Source organism: Bradyrhizobium sp. S69 (genome assembly GCF_009766005.1).
Taxonomy (GTDB): Bacteria; Pseudomonadota; Alphaproteobacteria; order Rhizobiales; family Xanthobacteraceae; genus Bradyrhizobium.
The window spans coordinates 24738-44300 of the sequence record NZ_LMUK01000037.1; the positions used below are offsets into that span (position 1 = coordinate 24738).

At 62.8% G+C, this 19563-nt stretch carries 18 protein-coding genes; 13 read left to right on the forward strand and 5 right to left on the reverse strand.

Translation table 11 applies throughout. From position 1 onward, the window contains the following. Positions 1–204: 204 nt before the first annotated feature. A complete protein-coding gene (locus GSQ88_RS14565; protein WP_159008450.1) occupies positions 205–1287 on the reverse strand; it encodes a DUF2336 domain-containing protein in 1083 nt (360 codons plus the stop codon). A 412-nt stretch (positions 1288–1699) separates the two neighbouring features. Between GSQ88_RS14565 and rimP the strand changes: the two genes are divergently transcribed. The 11 genes from rimP to GSQ88_RS14620 all read left to right on the forward strand — a co-directional run bounded on the left by rimP (position 1700) and on the right by GSQ88_RS14620 (position 13447). Next, the gene (gene rimP, locus GSQ88_RS14570; RefSeq protein WP_159008451.1) at positions 1700–2512 is read left to right on the forward strand and encodes a ribosome maturation factor RimP; all 813 of its coding nucleotides are present in this window, start codon (positions 1700–1702) and stop codon (positions 2510–2512) included. A 3-nt stretch (positions 2513–2515) separates the two neighbouring features. Beyond that, positions 2516–4129 (forward strand): transcription termination factor NusA, encoded by a 1614-nt coding sequence (gene nusA, locus GSQ88_RS14575; protein WP_159008452.1) that lies wholly within the window; start codon positions 2516–2518, stop codon positions 4127–4129. Positions 4130–4204: 75 nt separating this feature from the next. Next, complete coding sequence (locus GSQ88_RS14580) at positions 4205–4912, forward strand: RNA-binding protein (protein ID WP_159008453.1); 708 nt, start codon at positions 4205–4207, stop codon at positions 4910–4912. A 58-nt stretch (positions 4913–4970) separates the two neighbouring features. After that, positions 4971–7598 carry a translation initiation factor IF-2 gene (gene infB / locus GSQ88_RS14585; protein ID WP_159008454.1) on the forward strand — a complete coding sequence of 876 codons (2628 nt, stop codon included), beginning with the start codon at positions 4971–4973 and terminating at the stop codon, positions 7596–7598. 129 nt (positions 7599–7727) lie between these two features. Further along, positions 7728–8141 carry a 30S ribosome-binding factor RbfA gene (gene rbfA / locus GSQ88_RS14590; RefSeq protein ID WP_159008455.1) on the forward strand — a complete coding sequence of 138 codons (414 nt, stop codon included), beginning with the start codon at positions 7728–7730 and terminating at the stop codon, positions 8139–8141. Beyond that, the gene (gene truB, locus GSQ88_RS14595) at positions 8141–9268 is read left to right on the forward strand and encodes a tRNA pseudouridine(55) synthase TruB (protein WP_159008456.1); all 1128 of its coding nucleotides are present in this window, start codon (positions 8141–8143) and stop codon (positions 9266–9268) included. Before rbfA ends, truB begins: the two co-directional genes overlap by 1 nt. 2 nt (positions 9269–9270) lie before the next feature. After that, positions 9271–9540 carry a 30S ribosomal protein S15 gene (gene rpsO / locus GSQ88_RS14600; RefSeq protein ID WP_159008457.1) on the forward strand — a complete coding sequence of 90 codons (270 nt, stop codon included), beginning with the start codon at positions 9271–9273 and terminating at the stop codon, positions 9538–9540. Between the two features lie 38 nt (positions 9541–9578). Next, positions 9579–9893 (forward strand): hypothetical protein, encoded by a 315-nt coding sequence (locus GSQ88_RS14605; RefSeq protein ID WP_159008458.1) that lies wholly within the window; start codon positions 9579–9581, stop codon positions 9891–9893. Beyond that, entirely contained in the window at positions 9886–12036 is a 2151-nt protein-coding gene (pnp, locus tag GSQ88_RS14610) for a polyribonucleotide nucleotidyltransferase (protein WP_159008459.1), read from the forward strand. Before GSQ88_RS14605 ends, pnp begins: the two co-directional genes overlap by 8 nt. Positions 12037–12392: 356 nt before the next feature. Next, complete coding sequence (locus tag GSQ88_RS14615; RefSeq protein WP_159008460.1) at positions 12393–12839, forward strand: GNAT family N-acetyltransferase; 447 nt, start codon at positions 12393–12395, stop codon at positions 12837–12839. Between the two features lie 11 nt (positions 12840–12850). Then, entirely contained in the window at positions 12851–13447 is a 597-nt protein-coding gene (locus GSQ88_RS14620; RefSeq protein ID WP_159008461.1) for a glutathione S-transferase family protein, read from the forward strand. Between the two features lie 17 nt (positions 13448–13464). Here the strand turns inward: GSQ88_RS14620 and fabV are convergent, their stop codons facing one another. From fabV to fabA, 3 genes are all read right to left on the reverse strand, one after another. Continuing rightward, complete coding sequence (fabV, locus tag GSQ88_RS14625) at positions 13465–14634, reverse strand: enoyl-ACP reductase FabV (RefSeq protein WP_159008462.1); 1170 nt, start codon at positions 14632–14634, stop codon at positions 13465–13467. Positions 14635–14718: 84 nt separating this feature from the next. Then, complete coding sequence (gene fabB / locus GSQ88_RS14630; RefSeq protein WP_159008463.1) at positions 14719–15942, reverse strand: beta-ketoacyl-ACP synthase I; 1224 nt, start codon at positions 15940–15942, stop codon at positions 14719–14721. Positions 15943–16023: 81 nt separating this feature from the next. Continuing rightward, a complete protein-coding gene (gene fabA / locus GSQ88_RS14635; protein WP_159008464.1) occupies positions 16024–16554 on the reverse strand; it encodes a bifunctional 3-hydroxydecanoyl-ACP dehydratase/trans-2-decenoyl-ACP isomerase in 531 nt (176 codons plus the stop codon). A gap of 362 nt (positions 16555–16916) precedes the next feature. Between fabA and irrA the strand changes: the two genes are divergently transcribed. Next, complete coding sequence (irrA, locus tag GSQ88_RS14640) at positions 16917–17390, forward strand: iron response transcriptional regulator IrrA (protein ID WP_283810685.1); 474 nt, start codon at positions 16917–16919, stop codon at positions 17388–17390. A 138-nt stretch (positions 17391–17528) separates the two neighbouring features. On the opposite strand, the gene GSQ88_RS14645 is transcribed toward irrA, so the two are convergent. Further along, entirely contained in the window at positions 17529–18056 is a 528-nt protein-coding gene (locus GSQ88_RS14645; protein ID WP_159008466.1) for an SH3 domain-containing protein, read from the reverse strand. A gap of 331 nt (positions 18057–18387) precedes the next feature. On the opposite strand from GSQ88_RS14645, the gene GSQ88_RS14650 reads away from it, so the two are divergent. Continuing rightward, a complete protein-coding gene (locus GSQ88_RS14650) occupies positions 18388–19389 on the forward strand; it encodes a 2-hydroxyacid dehydrogenase (protein WP_159008467.1) in 1002 nt (333 codons plus the stop codon). Positions 19390–19563 lie beyond the last annotated feature (174 nt).

Here is a 19563-nt window from a genome sequence, read left to right on the forward strand (position 1 = left end):
AGATTAGATTGAGCGACGGCGCGCCTCGCTTCACCTCTCCCCGGCGGGGAGAGGTCGATTTGCGAAGCAAATCGGGTGAGGGCTCTTATGCCAAACGAGAGGCCCTAACCCCTCACCCGGCGCTACGCGCCGACCTCTCCCAACGGGAGAGGTGAAGGAAATCGCGGCCGATTCAATCAATAATCATCGTGCTCCGGTTGATGCTCACGCCGACTGACGGGTCTGCCAGAAATTGACGACGCGCTCGGCGGTCGAGGGCATCAGCCGCGTGAAATTGACGCGGGCGGTCTCGATATCGGCCGGTGCCGCGATCCGGTTCGGACCGAGCCGAAGCAGAATCAAGGCGCGCACGGTCGCCCATTCGAGGCCGATGGTCTTGCCGACGATCAGGATCGGATCGTGACGGTCGCCCGAGATCAGCCGGTCGAGCGTCGCGATCTTCACCGCCGACATCGCCGACAACGCCGCGATCGATTCCTCGTATTTGAAGCTCTTGGCAAAGCCGAGCAGCGCGGCTTCATTGAGTTCGCCGGCGCCATGCAGCGCCAGGATCTTGCGTTGCGCCGGCGCGAAGTTGCGGCGGCTTTCGACCGGTTCGGGCGGGCCGGAAAGTTCGCTGATCGCCATTTTGATCGCCGCCTGCCGCTCGGGCTTGACCACGTCGAGCAGACGCCGGCGCACGATGTCGATCGATCCCTCCAGAAGATCTTTCAACTGCGGCGCCGACAGATCGGCGCGCTGGCCGACCGCGAGCGTCAGCACGCCGTCATGGCTGGCGCGCTTGATCAGCGCCGAATATCCGGCCTGTGAAAAAAGCGCGCCGGCATTGCCGGCGGCGCGCCGGACCACATCGCGGTCGCCGCGGTGCACGATAATGTCGGTGAGATCGCAAGAAAGCGTCCGCCGCTCGGACATCGCCAGCAGATGCCCCTGGCCCTTCGCGCCCGCGATTTCGATCAACGCCTTTTCATCGATCACCGGTGAGCGGCGCAGCAGCGGGCCCGCGATCGCGATGGCGTCCTCGCGCGCGAGTTGCCCGACCAGCCCGCGCGGCGCGTTGGCCAGCAGCGACAACCGCTCGGCGAGATCGGCGCGCGCGGCAAGCTCGGTATGGGGAACGAGATCGGTCAGAACGCCGTCGAACAGATCGACGTGATCCGGTCGGTAATTCGCGACCCCCGAAAGAAACAGCTCGGCGATCCGCCGGCCGACATCCGCCAGGCGCTTGGAATCGCCGTTCCTGACCATCTCATCGAGCCCGGGAATCAGCGAGGGAGCGACTGCCATCAAACCTACTTTTCCGGCAAATTCCTCATGGGGGATCTGCGGTGAACGGGTGCAGGAATTTCAAACCGGCGCCGCCCGCGCGCATTGTCGGCAATTCGGTAATTTAGGCGGGCTTGGTGAAGGAAGGGTTAGGTTGATGAACCGCGCGAAACGGCCGTAAAATCGCGCTTTCGGGTCCCGCAGCCCTTGCCGGACAACGCCAAAACCGCTATATCGACGGCAACTTATGGTTCTCATACGATCGCGTATTGAGAGTGGGCCCCTCCGGACCCGCTCTTTTTTATTACCCGAACGGACCCGACGCAGGAGCAACGGCGGGCGGCTTGGGTAGACCAACCGGACGCAGCCTGAGCGCCGGCCTCACTCAAACACACGCTAGACAGCTCAAGTTAGACGCATTTTGACCCTGGACATGACTGATCCAATTACTGGTTCCATTGTAGATTCCTTGGCCGATTCCGTGGACCTCGATCTGCTCGCCGAGCCGCGCCTCGTCGTCGAGCCGGGCGTCGCGGCACGCGTGTCCGCGGTTGCCGGTCCGGTCTTGCAGGGCATGGGCTACCGGCTGGTGCGGATCAAGATTTCCGCCGAATCCGGTTGCACCGTGCAGATCATGGCGGAACGGCCCGACGGAACCATGCAGATCGAGGATTGCGAGGCGATTTCAAAGGCGCTGTCGCCGGTGCTCGATATTGCCGACCCGATCGAGCAGGCCTATCGCCTCGAGGTTTCCTCGCCCGGGATCGACCGTCCGCTGGTGCGCCGCTCCGATTTCGAGCGTTATGCCGGCCATCTGGTGAAAATCGAGATGGCGGTTGCCCATGAAGGCCGCAAGCGGTTTCGCGGTACCCTAGGCGGCGTCGAAGGCGATGCGATCCGGCTGCATCGCGATGACAGACGCACGGACGAAGAGGCCGATGTCGCGCTTGTCATGGAAGATATTTCGGATGCGCGGCTGGTTCTGACCGACGAGTTGATCGCGGAATCAATGCGGCGCGGCAAGGCCGCCGAGCGCGAGTTGCGCCAGCAACTCGGGCTCGAGCCACCGCCGCCGCCCCACGCCACCAAAAGCGATCCGGCCAAAAGCAACAAACCGAAGCCGAAATTAAAGCCCAAAGCCAACGCCAAAGGCGCGCCCAAGGCTCCGCCGAAGAATACCAAGGAACACCGTCTTGCCGCGGAAAGAGCCCGGCGAGGCGAAATCGATCCCATCGAAGGAGAATGAACCATGGCTGCTGTCAGCGCCAATAAACTTGAACTGCTGCAGATCGCAGACGCCGTCGCCCGCGAAAAATCCATCGACCGGAGCATCGTGATCGCGGCGATGGAGGATGCGATCGCCAAGGCGGCGCGTGCCCGCTATGGCAGCGAGACCGACGTTCACGCCGAGATCGACGCCAAAAAAGGTGAACTGCGGCTGTCGCGCCACATGCTGGTGGTCGAGCAGGTCGAGAATTCGTCGAACCAGATTTCGCTGATCGACGCCCAGCGCGCCAATCCGGGCGCCCAGGTCGGCGACACCATCGCCGATACCCTGCCGCCGCTCGAATATGGCCGGATCGCCGCGCAATCCGCCAAGCAGGTGATCGTGCAAAAGGTCCGCGAGGCCGAGCGCGACCGCCAGTATCAGGAATTCAAGGATCGTATCGGCGATATCGTCAACGGCATCGTCAAGCGCGTCGAATATGGCAGCGTGATCGTCGATCTGGGCCGCGGCGAAGCCATCGTACGCCGCGACGAGATGCTGCCGCGCGAGGTCTTCCGCAACGGCGACCGGGTCCGCGCCTACATTTTCGATGTGCGCCGTGAAACCCGCGGTCCGCAGATCTTCCTGTCCCGCACCCATCCGCAATTCATGGCAAAGCTGTTCGCGCAGGAAGTGCCGGAGATCTATGACGGCATCGTCGAGATCAAGGCGGTCGCGCGCGATCCCGGGTCGCGCGCGAAAATCGGCGTGATTTCAAGGGATTCGTCGGTCGACCCGGTCGGCGCCTGCGTCGGCATGCGCGGCTCGCGCGTGCAGGCCGTGGTCAACGAATTGCAGGGCGAAAAGATCGACATCATCCCGTGGTCGCCCGACATCGCGACCTTCGTCGTCAACGCGCTGGCGCCGGCTGAAGTCGCCAAGGTCGTGATCGACGAAGACCGCGAGCGCATCGAAGTCGTGGTTCCCGACACCAATAACCAGTTGTCGCTGGCGATCGGCCGGCGCGGCCAGAATGTGCGGCTCGCCTCGCAGCTGACCGGCTGGGACATCGACATCCTCACCGAAACCGAGGAATCCGAGCGGCGGCAGGCCGATTTCGAGAATTCGACGCGGGTCTTCATGGAAGCGCTCAATGTCGACGAAGTGGTCGGCCAATTGCTGGCGTCGGAAGGCTTCACTTCGGTTGAGGAACTGGCGCTGGTCGACGTCAAGGAACTGGCCGGCATCGAAGGCTTCGACGACGAAACCGCGACTGAATTGCAAAGCCGCGCCCGCGAATATCTGGAACAGCTCGAGAGCGAGCTTGAAAACAAACGTAAGGAACTCGGTGTGGAAGACGCTTTAAAGACGGTGCCCGGCGTGACCTCGAAAATGCTGGTGAAATTCGGCGAGAACGACATCAAGACCGTTGAAGATCTGGCCGGTTGCGCCACCGACGATCTGGTCGGTTGGACCGAGCGTAAGGAAGGCAGTGAGCCGACCAAGCACCCGGGCATTCTCGATGCCAACGAGATTTCGCGCGACGATGCGGAGAACATGATCATGCAGGCGCGCGTGATCGCCGGCTGGATCACCGAAGCCGATCTCGCCAAGAAGCCCGAGACGGCGGAAACGCCCGAAGACCAGCCGGTTTAAGGACCGTGCTTCGCAACATCGAACTCTCCTTCTGCGCCCAGACCCTACGCAGATGAAAAGGCAGACGCACCACGAATGCTTGCTATTGCTGACCCCGATCTCGACAACGGACCGCGGACCGACAGGTCCGCGACGATGCGGATGTGCGCGGTCACGCGGCAGGTGCGTCCGATCGACGAACTGATCCGGTTCGTGGTCTCGCCGCAGGGCGAGGTTGTGCCGGACCTCAAGCGCAAGCTTCCCGGCCGTGGCATGTGGATTTCAGCCTCGCACCAGGCGGTTGCGGAAGCCGCCCGCCGTAACCAATTTAGCAAGGGTTTCAAGCGCCAAATACGCGTCACGGCGGCGTTGGCGGCGGATACCGAGGCCCTCTTGGTCCGCGGCGTGATCGATGCGCTCGCCATGGTCGCCAAGGCAGGCCAGGTTGTATCGGGCTTCAGCAAGGTCGAGGGCGCGCTTGAACACCAGGGACGCGTCCAGGTGCTTGCGCTGATCCACGCCAGCGACGGCGCGGCCGACGGAATCCGCAAATTGGACGCCCAATCGACCGCTCTGGCCCGGTCAAAGGCCGAAAATAGCGACCAGGCGCGCGAAATTCCCGTCGTTACCGTGCTGACATCGGAACAATTGGATTTGGCACTGGGCCGGTCAAATGTGATACATGCTGCCCTGCTCGCGGGCTCGGCGAGCAAGACTTTCCTGTCGCGCAGCCAGATCCTGGTCCGATACCGGATGGCGGATGACGACAAGACAGCCGGCCATACGGCCAAGAATACGGATTAAGAATTCGCCGATAAAAACCGTGCGGACACGCACGACGCAACAAGATTAGGACTGCTGAATGGTCGATACGAAAACGCCTGGCGACAAGACACTGAGTGTCCCGACCAAGACCTTGACGCTCAAGCCACGCGTCGAGACGGGCACCGTGCGCCAGAGCTTCAGCCATGGTCGCACCAAGCAGGTGGTGGTCGAAAAGCGCGGCAAGCGCCGCGTTGGCGGCGATGGACCCGCGACCGAAGCCGCGCCCCACGTACCCGAGCCGGTCGTCGCCAAGCCGGCGCCGCCGCCGGTCAAGGCGCCGCTGAGCCGCCCCGCCCCGCCGCCGGCTCCGCCGCGCAGCAATTCGGGCGTGGTGCTGCGTACGCTGACCGAGGATGAGCGTTCCGCCCGCGCCAGCGCGCTGGCCGACGCCAAGGTGCGCGACATTGAAGAACGCCGGCTGGCGGAAGAAGAAGCCAAGCGCCGCAACAGCAAGGAAGGCATCGAGCAGGCCGAGCGAGAGGCCGCCGAGGCTCGCCGCAAGGCCGAAGAAGAGCGTCATCGGGCCGACGAGGAAGCCAAGCGCAAGGCCGAGCTCGAAGCCAAGAAGCGTTTTGGCGAAGCCGAGGCCAAGGCCGCGGCGACCGCAACCGCGGCGGCCCGTGCCGCAGCGGCGCCGCCGGCGCGCGCTCCCGGCGTTGCCGCCGACGCCAGCGACGAGGACGAAGGTCCGCGTCAGATTCGCCGTGGCCCCGGCGGCGTTGCCCGTCCGGCCACCCCTCCGAAAACCACCGCCAAGCCGGCTCCGGCCAAGCAGCGCGGCCGCCTCACGCTGGTCACAGCCCTCACTGCCGATGACGTGCGCGAGCGCTCGATCGCCTCGTTCCGCCGCCGCACCCAGCGCCTGAAGGGGCATGCGTCGAACGAGCCGAAGGAAAAGCTGATCCGCGAAGTCGTCATCCCGGAAGCCATCAATATCCAGGAACTCGCCAACCGCATGTCTGAGCGCGCGGTCGACGTGATCCGGCTGTTGATGAAGCAGGGCGCGATGCACAAGATCACCGACGTGATCGATGCGGATACCGCGCAACTGATCGCCGAGGAACTCGGCCACACCGTCAAGCGCGTGGCCGCCTCCGACGTCGAGGAAGGCCTGTTCGACGCCGTCGATGATTCCACCGACGTCGAGCCGCGTTCGCCGGTGGTGACCGTGATGGGCCACGTCGACCACGGCAAGACCTCGCTGCTCGACGCGCTCCGCCATGCCAACGTGGTGTCCGGCGAAGCCGGCGGCATTACCCAGCATATCGGCGCCTATCAGGTGACCTCGCCGGAAAGCGGCAAGAAGATCACCTTCATCGACACCCCGGGCCACGCCGCGTTCACCGCGATGCGCGCCCGCGGCGCCAAGGTCACCGACATCGTGATCCTGGTGGTCGCCGCCGATGACGGCGTCATGCCGCAGACCATCGAGGCGATCAACCACGCCAAGGCCGCCAAGGTGCCGATGATCGTGGCGATCAACAAGATCGACAAGCCCGACGCCAAGGCGGACCGCGTGCGCACCGAATTGCTGCAATATGAAGTGCAGGTCGAATCGCTCGGCGGCGACGTCGTCGACGTCGAGGTATCCGCCAAGAACAAGACCAATCTCGACAAGCTGCTCGAGATGATCGCGCTGCAGGCCGAAATCCTCGACCTCAAGACCAACGTGGAACGTCCTGCCGAAGGTACCGTGATCGAAGCCAAGCTCGATCGCGGCCGCGGTCCGGTCGCCACCGTGCTGGTTCAGCGCGGCACGCTACGGGTCGGCGATATCATCGTCGCCGGCGCCGAAATGGGCCGGGTCCGCGCGCTGATCAACGACCAGGGCGTAACCATCGACGAGGCCGGCCCCTCGGTGCCGGTCGAAGTGCTCGGCTTCAATGGACCGCCGGAAGCCGGCGATCGGATGGCCGTGGTGGAAAACGAAGCCCGCGCCCGTCAGGTCACGAGCTACCGCGCCCATCAGAAGCGCGAGAACGCCGCCGCCAGCATTTCCGGCATGCGCGGTTCGCTCGAACAGATGATGTCGCAGCTCAAGACCTCGGGCCGCAAGGAATTCCCGCTGATCGTCAAGGCCGACGTGCAGGGTTCGCTGGAAGCCATCCTGGGTTCGCTGGAGAAACTCGGCACCGACGAAGTCGCAGCCCGCATCCTGCATGCCGGTGTCGGCGGCATCTCGGAATCCGACGTGACGCTGGCCGAAGGCTTCAACGCCGTCATCCTCGGGTTTTCGGTGCGGGCCAACAAGGAAGCCGCAGCGGCCGCCAAGCGCAACGGCATCGAGATCCGTTATTACAACATCATCTACGATCTCGTGGACGACATCAAAGCCGCGATGTCCGGCCTCTTGGCCCCGACATTGCGCGAGACCATGCTCGGCAACGCCCAGATCCTGGAGGTGTTCAACATCTCCAAGGTCGGCAAGGTCGCCGGTTGCCGCGTCACCGATGGAACCGTGGAACGCGGCGCCAATGTCCGCCTGATTCGCGACAACGTCGTGGTGCATGAAGGCAAGCTGTCGACGCTGAAGCGTTTCAAGGACGAAGTGAAGGAAGTGGCCTCCGGCCAGGAATGCGGCATGGCGTTCGAGAGCTACGGCGACATGCGTGCCGGCGACGTCATCGAGTGTTATCGCGTGGAGACGATCCAGCGCTCTCTGTAAGTCCAAACCTTACGAAGCGCTTTCTTTCGTCATTGCCGGACTTGATCCGGCAATCCATCCGCCAAGTGCGGAATCTATCATGAAGTGATGGATGCCCGGGTCAAGCCCGGGCATGACAAGGTGATTTGAATGCCCGACCACCACAAGAAGAGCTCCGCCCCCGGCGGCTCGCAGCGTCAGTTGCGCGTCGGCGAAACCGTGCGTCATGCGATTGCGGACATCCTGTCGCAAGGCAGCGTGCACGATCCGGCCCTCGAGGGCCACATCATCACCGTGCCCGAGGTGCGGATGTCGCCCGATCTGAAGCTTGCGACCGTCTATGTCATGCCGCTCGGCGGACGCGACACCGACGCCGTGCTCGCCGCTTTGGAACGCAACAAGAAGTTCCTGCGCGGCGAAGTCGCGCATCGCGTTAACCTGAAATTCGCGCCTGATCTTCGCTTCCGCGCCGACGAACGATTCGACGAAGCGGAACGGATCGAGAAATTACTGAGAACACCTGCGGTGCAACGAGACCTCGCACCCGATTCGGACGAAGACTGATGATCGTGACCACCGCGAACGACCTGATCGAGGCGCCGATTGGCGATTCGAACGGCGCTGAAAAAAATATTTTGGAAGAAAATATTTCTTCCCATGCGGACGCTGCCGCCACGCGTCACGACGAACCGCATACGCGCTCGGGCAAGCAGCCGCGCCAGAACAACCAGCCGCGCCGCGACAAGCGCGACGTCCATGGCTGGGTGGTGCTCGACAAGCCGATCGGCATGACCTCGACCCATGCGGTCGCGGTGGTGAAGCGGCTGTTTTCCGCCAAGCGCGCCGGCCATGCCGGCACGCTCGATCCGCTGGCCTCCGGCGGCCTGCCGATCGCGCTGGGCGAGGCCACCAAGACGGTTCCGTTCGTGATGGATGGCCGCAAGCGCTACCGCTTCACGGTCGCCTGGGGCGAGGAACGCGACACCGACGATACCGAGGGCCGCGCCGTCAAAACCAGCGAGCTCAGGCCCTCCACCGAGGCGATTCTGGCCCTGCTGCCGCGCTTTACCGGCCTGATCGAGCAGACCCCGCCGCAATATTCCGCGATCAAGGTCCAGGGCGAACGCGCCTACGATCTGGCGCGCGACGGCGAAACCGTCGATCTGAAGCCCCGGCCGGTCGAGATTCACCATTTATCCCTTGTAGAACAACCGGATAGCAGTCATTCGGTGTTCGAGGCCGAGTGCGGCAAGGGAACCTATGTGCGGGCGCTGGCCCGCGATATCGGCCGCCTTTTGGGCTGTTTCGGCCATATTTGCGCACTGCGGCGGACCCTGGTGGGCCCGTTCGGCGAGGCGGACATGATTCCGCTGGAACAGTTGGAGGCTTTGTGCGATAGAGCCGCGTCTGGCGAGGGCAGCCTCGCCGACGCGCTTATGCCCGTTGAGACCGCGCTGGACGACATCCCGGCACTGGCCGTCACACGGGCTGATGCGGCAAGGCTCCATCGGGGCCAAGCCGTTTTGTTGCGCGGACGGGATGCGCCCAATAGTAGCGGCACAGTCTATGTCACGGTGGCAGGCCGGCTTTTGGCCCTCGCCGAAATTGGCAATGGCGAACTCATCCCCAAGCGTGTGTTCAACCTGACCGGACTGACTGCCAGTTCGGCTCGCAACAATGAAAGTGTTTGACGATGTCGATTACCGCCGAACGTAAAGCGGAAGTCATCAAGACGAATGCCAACAAAGCCGGCGACACCGGCTCGCCCGAGGTTCAGGTCGCGATCCTGTCGGAACGCATCAACAACCTCACCGGACATTTCAAATCCCACGTGAAGGATAACCATTCGCGCCGGGGTCTTTTGAAAATGGTCGCCACGCGCCGTTCCCTTCTTGATTACATCAAGAGGAAAGACGAGCCGCGTTACAAGGCGCTGCTTGAAAAGCACAACATTCGTCGTTGAGTTGTTAGCTTACGCGCGCATTTTGCGCGCGTTTTCGCATGATCTTCCGCGAGAAAAAGCGGACTCCGATTTCCGGAGACGATCATGTGCAAGAGCTCGATCCCGGAAAACCGGATAGCGGTTTTGCGAACAAGATCACGCTCAATAAACGTCCAGCAGCAATCCGGCCGCTGGGCACAACGGGCAAGGTGCCCGTACGACCCGAAAGGATGGACGCCATCCGGAATATAAAAACCATGGCAGGATCGCCGGATGCTGACGCCGTGTCAGCGTCTCGCAATCTTGCGCATGGTTTTTGTATTTCGAGCGTCCGTTTCTTTCGTGAACCCATGAAAGAAGATCGCAATGTTTAATATTCATTCAGTGGAAATCGACTGGGGTGGCCGTCCGCTCAGGCTCGAAACCGGCAAGATCGCCCGTCAGGCCGATGGCGCCGTGCTCGCCACGTACGGCGAGACCGTCGTGCTCGCCACCGTCGTTGCCGCCAAGACCGCCCGTGACGGCGTCGACTTCCTGCCGCTGACCGTCGATTACATCGAAAAGACCTACGCCGCGGGCCGCATTCCCGGTGGCTACTTCAAGCGCGAAGGCCGGCCCACCGAAAAGGAAACGCTGGTTTCCCGTTTGATCGACCGTCCGATCCGCCCCTTGTTCGTCGATGGCTGGCGCAACGAGACCCAGGTCATCGTCACCGTGCTGTCGCATGACATGGAAAACGATCCCGACATTCTGGCGCTGGTCGCGGCCTCCGCGGCGCTGACGATTTCCGGCGCGCCGTTCAAGGGCCCGATCGGTGCAGCCCGCGTCGGCTTCATCAACGACGAATACGTGCTCAACCCGACGCTCGACGAGATGGTCGAAACCCAGCTCGATCTGGTCGTCGCCGGCACCGCCGACGCCGTGCTGATGGTGGAATCGGAAGCCAAGGAGCTGAACGAAGACATCATGCTCGGCGCCGTGATGTTCGGCCACCGCCACTTCCAGCCCGTCATCAAAGCGATCATCGAACTCGCCGAGAAGGCCGCCAAGGAACCGCGCGACGTCAAGGTCGTCGATGAAAGCGCGCTGGAAAAGGAAATGCTCGGGCTGGTCGAAACCGAGTTGCGCTCCGCCTACGCCATTCCCGTCAAGCAGGACCGCTACGCCGCGGTCGGCAAGGTCAAGGAAAAGGTGATGGCTCACTATTTCCCGGAAGGCCAGGAGCCGAAATACGACAAGCTCCGCATCGCCGGCGTGTTCAAGGAACTGGAAGCCAAGATCGTTCGCTGGAACATCCTCGATACCGGCAAGCGCATCGACGGCCGCGACGCCAAGACCGTGCGCAAGATCATCGCCGAAGTCGGCGTGCTGCCGCGCGCCCACGGCTCGGCGCTGTTCACCCGCGGTGAAACCCAGGCGATGGTGGTGACCACGCTCGGCACCGGCGAGGACGAGCAGTACATCGACTCGCTGTCGGGCACCTACAAAGAGCAGTTCCTGCTGCACTACAACTTCCCTCCCTACTCGGTCGGCGAAACCGGACGCATGGGCGGCACCAAGCGGCGTGAAATCGGCCACGGCAAACTGGCCTGGCGCGCGATCCATCCCGTACTGCCGCCGCACCACGAATTCCCCTACACGGTGCGTGTGGTCTCGGAGATCACCGAGTCGAACGGATCGTCGTCGATGGCTTCGGTCTGCGGCGCTTCGCTGGCGCTGATGGATGCCGGCGTTCCCCTGAAGCGGCCGACCGCGGGCATCGCCATGGGCCTGATCCTGGAAGGATCGCGCTTTGCGGTCCTGTCGGACATTCTCGGCGACGAGGATCATCTCGGCGACATGGACTTCAAGGTCGCCGGCACCGAGTTGGGCATCACCTCGCTGCAGATGGACATCAAGATCGAGGGCATCACCGAGGAGATCATGAAGGTCGCGCTCGGCCAGGCCAAGGACGGCCGAATCCACATCCTCGGCGAGATGGCGAGCGCGCTGACCAGCGCGCGTGCCGAACTCGGCGAATACGCGCCGCGCATCGAGACCTTCAAGATTCCGACCGACAAGATCCGTGAAGTGATCGGCACCGGCGGCAAGGTGATCCGCGAGATCGTCGAGAAGACCGGCGCCAAGGTCAACATCGACGACGACGGCACCGTGAAGGTCGCATCCGCCGATGGCGAATCGATCAAGGCGGCGATCAAGTGGATCAAGTCGATCGCCTCCGACCCCGAACTCAACGCGATCTATGACGGCACCGTCGTCAAGGTGATGGAGTTCGGCGCGTTCGTGAACTTCTTCGGCGCCAAGGACGGCCTGGTTCACATCAGCCAGCTGGCCTCGGCCCGCGTGCAGAAGACCTCCGATGTCGTCAAGGAAGGCGACAAGGTCAAGGTCAAGCTGCTCGGCTTCGACGACCGCGGCAAGACCCGGCTGTCGATGAAGGCCGTCGATCAGACCACCGGCGAAGATCTCGAAGCCAAGCAAAAGACCGACGCCCCGCGCGAAGCCGCGGGCGAGTGAAGCGGCGAATAGCCAATCGCGAATAGCGAATAGCGAATAGTAAAAGGGCGGCTTTTTAGCCGCCCTTTTTTATTTTGCACACGCACACTCGCGCTCGTCATCCCCGCGCAGGCGGGGATCCAGTATCCCAGGGCGTTCGTGACTAGATTTTTGTTTGGACGCGTTTTCTTCACGCGAACCGGCATCCACTTCGCTCGAAAACGCTACAATTGCGAGGGGCTCTGGAATACTGGATACTCCGCTGGAGCCTGTCATCGGGCGACGCTTTCGCGTCGACCCGGTGGCGGAGTATGACGCTCTGGATGGTGTCCAAGCCGTCCGCTTCAGGGAATCCCCCGTAACGCGATCGCAATCCAATGTCCCCCATCATCCGCCCAGCCCGCATCGACGAATATGACGAGGTCGCCCGCGTCTGGATGAATAGCTGGGTGTCGACCGGACTCGCGGAAGCGAGCGCCTTTCTGCTGGCCAATCTGCGGGCGCGGGTGCCGACGGAGATCGAGAAGGGCTGGAGCCTTTACGTCGCCGACGACGACGGAACGCTGGCGGCGATGCTGGCGTTGCATATGGCCGATCGCTATCTCGACCAGCTCTTTGTCGCGCCGGAATATCAGGGCCAAAATCTGGGACGGCAATTGCTCGCATTTACCCGCACGCATCTACCGGATGAAATCTGGCTGCGCTGCGTGCGCGAAAACGAAAAGGCCTGGCGCTGGTATGAACGCGAGGGCTTTGTGTTTGAAAAGGAAGCGGTCGAGCCGATGAACGGGTTCGTGATGAAATATTATCGCTGGAAGAAATAGGAGATTATCCGATGATGAAGCTCTATTGGGCGCCGCGCTCGCGCTCATTCTCCGCGCTCTGGCTGATGGAAGAAACCGGGCAGCCTTACGAACGCGTGCTGACCGACATCACGTCGGGCGCGCAGAAGACGCCGGAATATCTCGCGATCAATCCGATGGGCAAGGTGCCCGCTCTCAGGGATGGCGACGCGACGATGGCGGAAGCGGCCGCGATCTGCGCCTATGTCGCCGAGCGCTATCCGGAAGCGAAGCTCGCACCCGCGCTGGGCGATCCGATGCGGACGAAATATCTGTACTGGCTGTTCTTTGCGCCGAGTTGTATCGAGCCCGCGATGGTGCAGGTCGCCACCAAGATCGAGATGAGTTCGGTGTCGGCCGGCTGGGGCGACGCGCAGCGCGTGTTCGACGTGCTCGACGCGGCATTGGCGACGGGGCCGTGGATCCTCGGCGAGAATTTTTCCGCCGCCGATATCGCGATCGGCGCCGGGCTGAACTTCGCGGTGCGGATGTTCAAGATGGTGCCGTCGCGGCCGTCGTTCGAGGCCTATATCGCGCGATGCGTGGCGCGACCCGCCTTCCAGCGCGCCGAGAAGCTCGCGGCGGGCTAGCTAGTAGACTGGCCGGCTCAGTCGACGATGCGGGGATCGACGTCCCGCGCGTAGTCGACGCCGTCGATACCGAACCCGAACAGCCGCAGGAACTGGCTGCGGTACTCGGCAAGGTCTGCCAATTCGCCGAGCGTCTCGGTGGTGAGCAGAGGCCATCGCCGCGACACCTCCGCCTGAACTTCGGGCGAAAGCTCCCAATCGTCGACCCTGAGGCGTTTTTCCTCGTCGACTTCGGCATCGGCGCCAAGCCGGGTCCGGAACAGGCGATCGATCTGTTCGATGCAGCCCTCGTGGAGCCCGAGCGGCTTCATGACCTTGAACAGCACCGTGCCATAGAGCGGCACCACCGGGATCGCTGAACTCGCCTGGGTGACCACGGCCTTCAGCGCCACCACCCGCGCCGCATCCTCGCCGAGCCGCTGCCGGATCTGTTCCGCTTTGCGGTCGAGATCGACCTTCGCCCGGCCCAGCGTGCCGTTCCAGTAGATCGGCCAGGTCAGTTCGCTGCCGATATAAGTGTAGTTGAGCGTTCGGAAGCCGGGTGCCAAAACGCCGGCGTCGGCGAGCTGGTCGATCCAGCGCTTCCAGTCAGCGCCCCCCATCACCGCGACTGTGGCTGCCGCTTCATCTTCACTCGCCGGCGCGATCGTGGTCTCGAAGACCTCGCCGGTTTCGGTGTTCAGGGTCTTGATCCCGACCGGCGCGCCTAGCGGCTTGATGGCCGAGCGATGGGTCTGACCGGTGTCGGGGTCTGTCCGGACCGGAGAGGCCAGGCTGTAGACCAGCATATCCAATTGCCCGAACCGTTCACGCACGTTGTCGATAAAGGTTTTCTTCATCTCGTCGGAGAAAGCGTCGCCCTCCAACGTGAGCGGGGATCGTCCGATCTTCTGGGCCTCGATCTCGAACGCGCGATTATTGTACCAGCCGGCGCTGCCCGTCCTGGTCGCCGTAGGCGCGCGCTCCAGCGACACGCCGATGGTCTCTGCGCCGCCGGCGAAGGTTGCGACAATGCGGCTCGCAAGGCCGTAACCCGTTGAACACCCCACCACCGCGATACGCTTGGGGCCCTCCGGGAGCGGCCCCTGGCGCAGAACATAAGCGATCTGCTCGCGGATATTTTTGGCGCATCCGTCAGGGTGTGCCGTGGTGCAGATGAAGCCTCGCACGCGCGGTTCGATAATCATGCGCACCCCATTTCGGATCGTTGCAAAGTTCCTGTCCGCTGGCTGCCGGCCTCGCTTGGCCCGCGGGAAGCGGTCAAAAAGAAATCAGGCATCCATACGCCGGAACACCAGCGTGGCATTGGTGCCGCCGAACCCGAAGGAATTCGAAAGCACGGTACCCAGTTTGACGTTGTCGATGCGCTTGCGCACGATCGGCATGTCGGAGAACATCGGATCGAGCTCGGTGATGTGCGCACTTTCGCAGATGAAACCGTTATTCATCATCAGCAGCGAATAGATCGCCTCCTGCACGCCGGTGGCGCCGAGCGAATGTCCGGTCAGCGCCTTGGTGGCTGAAATCGGCGGGCACTTTTCGCCGGCCCCGAATACCCTGCGGATCGCCTCGATTTCCGGAGGATCGCCGGCCGGCGTCGATGTCGCGTGCGGATTGATGTAGTCGACCTTGCTGTCGACCGTCGCCATCGCCATTCGCATGCAGCGCTCGGCACCCTCGCCGGACGGCGCTACCATGTCGTAGCCATCGGAAGTGGCGCCGTAGCCGATGATTTCGCCGTAGATGCGGGCGCCGCGCGCCTTGGCATGTTCGAGCTCTTCGAGCACCACCACGCCGGCGCCGCCTGCAATCACGAAACCGTCGCGGCTGATATCGTAGGGACGTGACGCGGTCGCGGGCGTAGCGTTATATTTCGACGACATCGCGCCCATCGCGTCGAACAGCACCGACAGCGACCAATCGAGCTCTTCGCAGCCGCCGGCGAAGATAATGTCCTGCTTGCCGATCTGGATCGTCTCATAGCCGTTGCCGATGCAGTGGTTCGACGTCGCGCAGGCCGACGATATCGAATAGTTCACGCCCTTGATCTTGAACCAGGTCGCCAGCGTCGCGGACGCCGTCGACGACATCGCTTTCGGCACCGCGAACGGTCCAACTCTTTTGGGTCCCTTGGTGCGCGTGGTATCGGCGGCTTCGACGATGGTGCGCGCCGACGGGCCGCCCGAGCCCATGATGATGCCGGTGCGAACGTTGGAGACATCGGTCGGCTCCAACCCGGAATCCCGGATCGCCTGCTCCATCGCGACGTGATTCCAGGCGGCGCCCTCGGCGAGGAAACGCATCGCGCGCCGGTCGATGACGTCGGCCGGATTTAGCGTCGGGGCGCCCTGCACCTGGGAACGAAAGCCGAGCTCGGCATATTTGGCCGCGCGCGTGATGCCGGATTTCGCCTCGTGAAGGCTCGCAAGCACTTCCTGGCTGTTATTTCCGATCGAGGAGACGATCCCCATCCCCGTGATGACAACCCGCCTCATGACTCCCTCGTCGTGCCGTTACGTTTCTGTGTGATGATCGTCTTCATACCGAAAGCCGCCTGATCAGTTGGAATAACTGGTTCACGTTCCCGGCTGCACTGCGGCATCCTGCTTGAACAACCCGACCTTCAGATCTTTGGCGCGATAGATAATCTCGTCGTCCATGGAAAGCCACCCGTCGGCAACACCCAGCACGAGCTTGGTGCGCATCACACGCTTGATGTCGACGTGGTAGGCAACCTTGCGGACAGTCGGCAGCACTTGACCCGCGAATTTCAGTTCGCCGAGCCCCAAGGCGCGGCCGCGTCCCTCGCCACCGATCCAGCCGAGATAAAAGCCGACCATCTGCCACAGCGCATCGAGCCCCAGGCATCCCGGCATCACCGGGTCGTTCTTGAAATGGCAGCCGAAAAACCACAGGTCCGGCTTCACGTCGAGTTCGGCGCGAATCAGGCCCTTGCCGTATTCGCCGCCGGTTTCCGAAATTTCGGTGATCCGGTCGAACATCAGCATCGGAGGCAGCGGCAATTGTGCGTTGCCGGGGCCAAACATCTCGCCGCGGCCGCACGCCAGCAAATCCTCATATTCGTAACCGCTGCGCCTGTTCAGCATGCTGCCTTGCCTCTCCTAGTGAAATCCCGATGGAGCACTTTCAGACCCGTTTCGCGTGGGAAGCACACCATCAGTCGCAGTCTGACGCTGACACCGGAGGTCCGGATGGACCTGCGGAAGCCGGTGTGCGCCTATGCGGAAACCGCATGGGCGGGTCCGGGCGCTCTCTAACATAGCCATTGCAGGCGGCAAAGCACCGCAACTAGGGTAAATCGCCTCATCCGGCCCTGAACTCCTTTTGATCCAAGCGTGCTCCAGTTGCGAAAAACTTGCATCTAAAGCGGATACTTTCTATATTCGAGCAAGATAGTGCCAAGATGATGAGTGTGGTGCCTGACGTGGACATGAACGACGACGCTTCGATGCTGAATGATGACGGTGTCATTCCGACGGTTCACGGTGCAGCGCACCAGCCGGCCCTGACCGGCTGCCCCTGGCACGACGTCAATGAAATGCTGCAGGCCGCGGGCCTGCGTCCGACCCGGCAGCGCATGGCGCTGGGCTGGCTGCTGTTCGGCAAGGGTGCCCGGCATTTGACCGCGGAAATGCTCTACGAGGAGGCGACCCTGGCCAAAGTGCCGGTGTCGCTCGCCACCGTCTACAACACCCTCAACCAGCTGACCGATGCGGGCCTGTTGCGCCAGGTCAGTGTCGACGGCACCAAGACCTATTTCGACACCAACGTCTCGGCGCATCATCATTTCTATATCGAAAACAATCACGAGCTGGTCGACATTCCGGACCCGCATCTGATGTTGCAGAAGATGCCCGAAATCCCCGAGGGCTACGAGATCGCCCGGGTCGACATGGTCGTGCGGCTGCGCAAGAAGCGCTGAGCGCTTACTCCAAAGCATTAGTAGGGTGGGCAAAGGCGCTTTTGCGCCGTGCCCACCATCTGCTAGATCCGAAATTGTTATCTTGAATGGTGGGCACGCTTCGCTTTGCCCACCCTACGGCCAACGAGCAAGCTTCGCTCACTCGACCTTTTCGTCGGCGTAGACACCCCACAGCCGCTGCTGTTCGATCCAACCGTCAAAACCATTACCGCTGACGTGGCACCAGTTGGACGCGCATCGCTTGACCTGCGTCACAACGCCGGCCTGCAAGCGGGCGGCGACCGCGCTGGTCTGATCGGCCCGATCGTAGATCGAGGCCAGATCGTCCTTGCTCTTCATGGTGACGACGGCGGTCCGGCGGCCCGACAGCAGCGAATGATAGACCCAGCCTTCGGCGCCTTCGGAATCGCGCACCCGACGCCAGTTCTCGAATTCGGCGGTGATTTCGACCGGCAGCCCCGAACGGGTGTAGACCCAGGCGACGTCATTGTCCTTGGTCGGGCCGGCCCTGACGTTCACATGATCGGATTTGAGGCTGACGTAACGCGGCACCGGCAATCCGCTGGTGGTGAGGGCTGCGTCCTTGGCCGAAAATCCTGAACTCACCGATGCGCCCAACAGGCCACCCGTGAGCGCCACCATCACACAAAAACGCCCCAACGCCATATCAACTCGTCCCCTGCCGAGATCGCAACTTAACTTCCAGGCTCAACTTCCAAGTTCCAACTTCCATGCGTTGAGCCGTCTGGAATGCCGACCCCTGACCCCCTGCCCGTCGCTCCGCGCCTCGTTTCGGGGTTCTTGTCTTGGCCCGGTCTTCTGCTAGAGAGGACGGAACGCTCAAGAAACCACCGATCAAACAAGACAAACCCGGATTTTCCCTAGAGAATCCAAGGGAAATACGGGAACCCCTAAGGAAACGCCGGGATCGCACTGCACCGGCAGTGTCGAACAACCCGGTTAATGAGGCCTCAACAAAGCCTCATGAGAGCAGGACATGTCGGTTAAGAAAAAGCCTCTCGTCGTCGTCACACGCAAGCTGCCGGACTCGATCGAGACCCGGATGCGCGAGCTGTTCGACGCCCAGCTCAATCTCGACGACAAGCCGCTGACGACGGATCAAATCGCCGAGGCGGTGCGGACCGCCGATGTGCTGGTGCCGACCGTCACTGACGAAATAACCGAGGAGCTGCTCAAGCAGCCCGACTGCAAGCTGAAGCTGATCGCCAATTTCGGCAACGGCGTCGACAATATCGATGTCGTCGCCGCCCATGCGCGCGGCATCACCGTGACCAACACGCCAAAGGTTCTGACCGAAGACACCGCCGACATGACGATGGCGCTGATCCTGGCGGTGCCGCGGCGGCTGATCGAAGGCGCCTCGATCCTGACCGACGGCAAGAGCTGGCCGGGCTGGTCGCCGACCTGGATGCTCGGCCATCGCATCGGCGGCAAGCGCCTCGGCATCATCGGCATGGGCCGGATCGGCCAGGCGGTGGCGCGCCGCGCCCGCGCCTTCGGCCTGCAGATCCACTATCATAACCGCCGTCCCGTCGCGCCCAAGATCGCCGACGAGTTGGGCGCGACCTATTGGGAGAGCCTCGACCAGATGCTGGCGCGGATGGACATCATCTCGGTGAATTGTCCGCACACGCCCGCGACCTACCATCTGCTGTCGGCGCGGCGGCTGAAACTGCTCCGCAAGGACGCCTACATCGTCAACACCGCGCGCGGCGGGGTGACCGACGAGGACACGCTGATCAAGCTGATCGAAGCCGGCGACATCGCCGGCGCCGGCCTCGACGTCTACGAGCACGAGCCCGCGGTCAATCCGAAACTGGTGCGGTTGGCAAAAGCCGGCAAGGTGACGCTATTGCCGCATATGGGCTCGGCGACGATCGAAGGCCGCGTTGAAATGGGCGAGAAGGTCATCATCAACATCCGCGCCTTCCTCGACAACCACAAGCCACCGGACCGCGTGCTGCCCAGCATGTTGTGAGGCCAATAGCGGCGTCTTCACCCTCCCCTGGAGGGGTCGGAGACGAGCGAAGCTCGCTCGTGGGTCGACGCGCCCCGGCGACGCGGAGCGTCGTCCGGTAGCGGCGGGCTGGGGTGGCGAGGTATGGGGCACGTCGGTTCACAACACTACTCCACCCCGCCCCGTCTCACATTT

What these genes read in the sequence shown, in the direction of transcription:
- rbfA (WP_159008455.1), top strand. Translation starts at nt 7,728, where the DNA reads ATGCCCGACCACCACAAGAAGAGCTCCGCCCCCGGCGGCTCGCAGCGT.
- rpsO (WP_159008457.1), top strand. Translation starts at nt 9,271, where the DNA reads ATGTCGATTACCGCCGAACGTAAAGCGGAAGTCATCAAGACGAATGCC.
- truB (WP_159008456.1), top strand. Translation starts at nt 8,141, where the DNA reads ATGATCGTGACCACCGCGAACGACCTGATCGAGGCGCCGATTGGCGAT.
- GSQ88_RS14565 (WP_159008450.1), bottom strand. Translation starts at nt 1,287, where the DNA reads ATGGCAGTCGCTCCCTCGCTGATTCCCGGGCTCGATGAGATGGTCAGG.
- irrA (WP_283810685.1), top strand. Translation starts at nt 16,917, where the DNA reads ATGCTGAATGATGACGGTGTCATTCCGACGGTTCACGGTGCAGCGCAC.
- infB (WP_159008454.1), top strand. Translation starts at nt 4,971, where the DNA reads ATGGTCGATACGAAAACGCCTGGCGACAAGACACTGAGTGTCCCGACC.
- fabB (WP_159008463.1), bottom strand. Translation starts at nt 15,942, where the DNA reads ATGAGGCGGGTTGTCATCACGGGGATGGGGATCGTCTCCTCGATCGGA.
- pnp (WP_159008459.1), top strand. Translation starts at nt 9,886, where the DNA reads ATGTTTAATATTCATTCAGTGGAAATCGACTGGGGTGGCCGTCCGCTC.
- GSQ88_RS14645 (WP_159008466.1), bottom strand. Translation starts at nt 18,056, where the DNA reads ATGGCGTTGGGGCGTTTTTGTGTGATGGTGGCGCTCACGGGTGGCCTG.
- GSQ88_RS14580 (WP_159008453.1), top strand. Translation starts at nt 4,205, where the DNA reads ATGCTTGCTATTGCTGACCCCGATCTCGACAACGGACCGCGGACCGAC.
- rimP (WP_159008451.1), top strand. Translation starts at nt 1,700, where the DNA reads ATGACTGATCCAATTACTGGTTCCATTGTAGATTCCTTGGCCGATTCC.
- nusA (WP_159008452.1), top strand. Translation starts at nt 2,516, where the DNA reads ATGGCTGCTGTCAGCGCCAATAAACTTGAACTGCTGCAGATCGCAGAC.
- GSQ88_RS14650 (WP_159008467.1), top strand. Translation starts at nt 18,388, where the DNA reads ATGTCGGTTAAGAAAAAGCCTCTCGTCGTCGTCACACGCAAGCTGCCG.
- GSQ88_RS14605 (WP_159008458.1), top strand. Translation starts at nt 9,579, where the DNA reads ATGATCTTCCGCGAGAAAAAGCGGACTCCGATTTCCGGAGACGATCAT.
- fabA (WP_159008464.1), bottom strand. Translation starts at nt 16,554, where the DNA reads ATGCTGAACAGGCGCAGCGGTTACGAATATGAGGATTTGCTGGCGTGC.
- fabV (WP_159008462.1), bottom strand. Translation starts at nt 14,634, where the DNA reads ATGATTATCGAACCGCGCGTGCGAGGCTTCATCTGCACCACGGCACAC.
- GSQ88_RS14620 (WP_159008461.1), top strand. Translation starts at nt 12,851, where the DNA reads ATGATGAAGCTCTATTGGGCGCCGCGCTCGCGCTCATTCTCCGCGCTC.
- GSQ88_RS14615 (WP_159008460.1), top strand. Translation starts at nt 12,393, where the DNA reads ATGTCCCCCATCATCCGCCCAGCCCGCATCGACGAATATGACGAGGTC.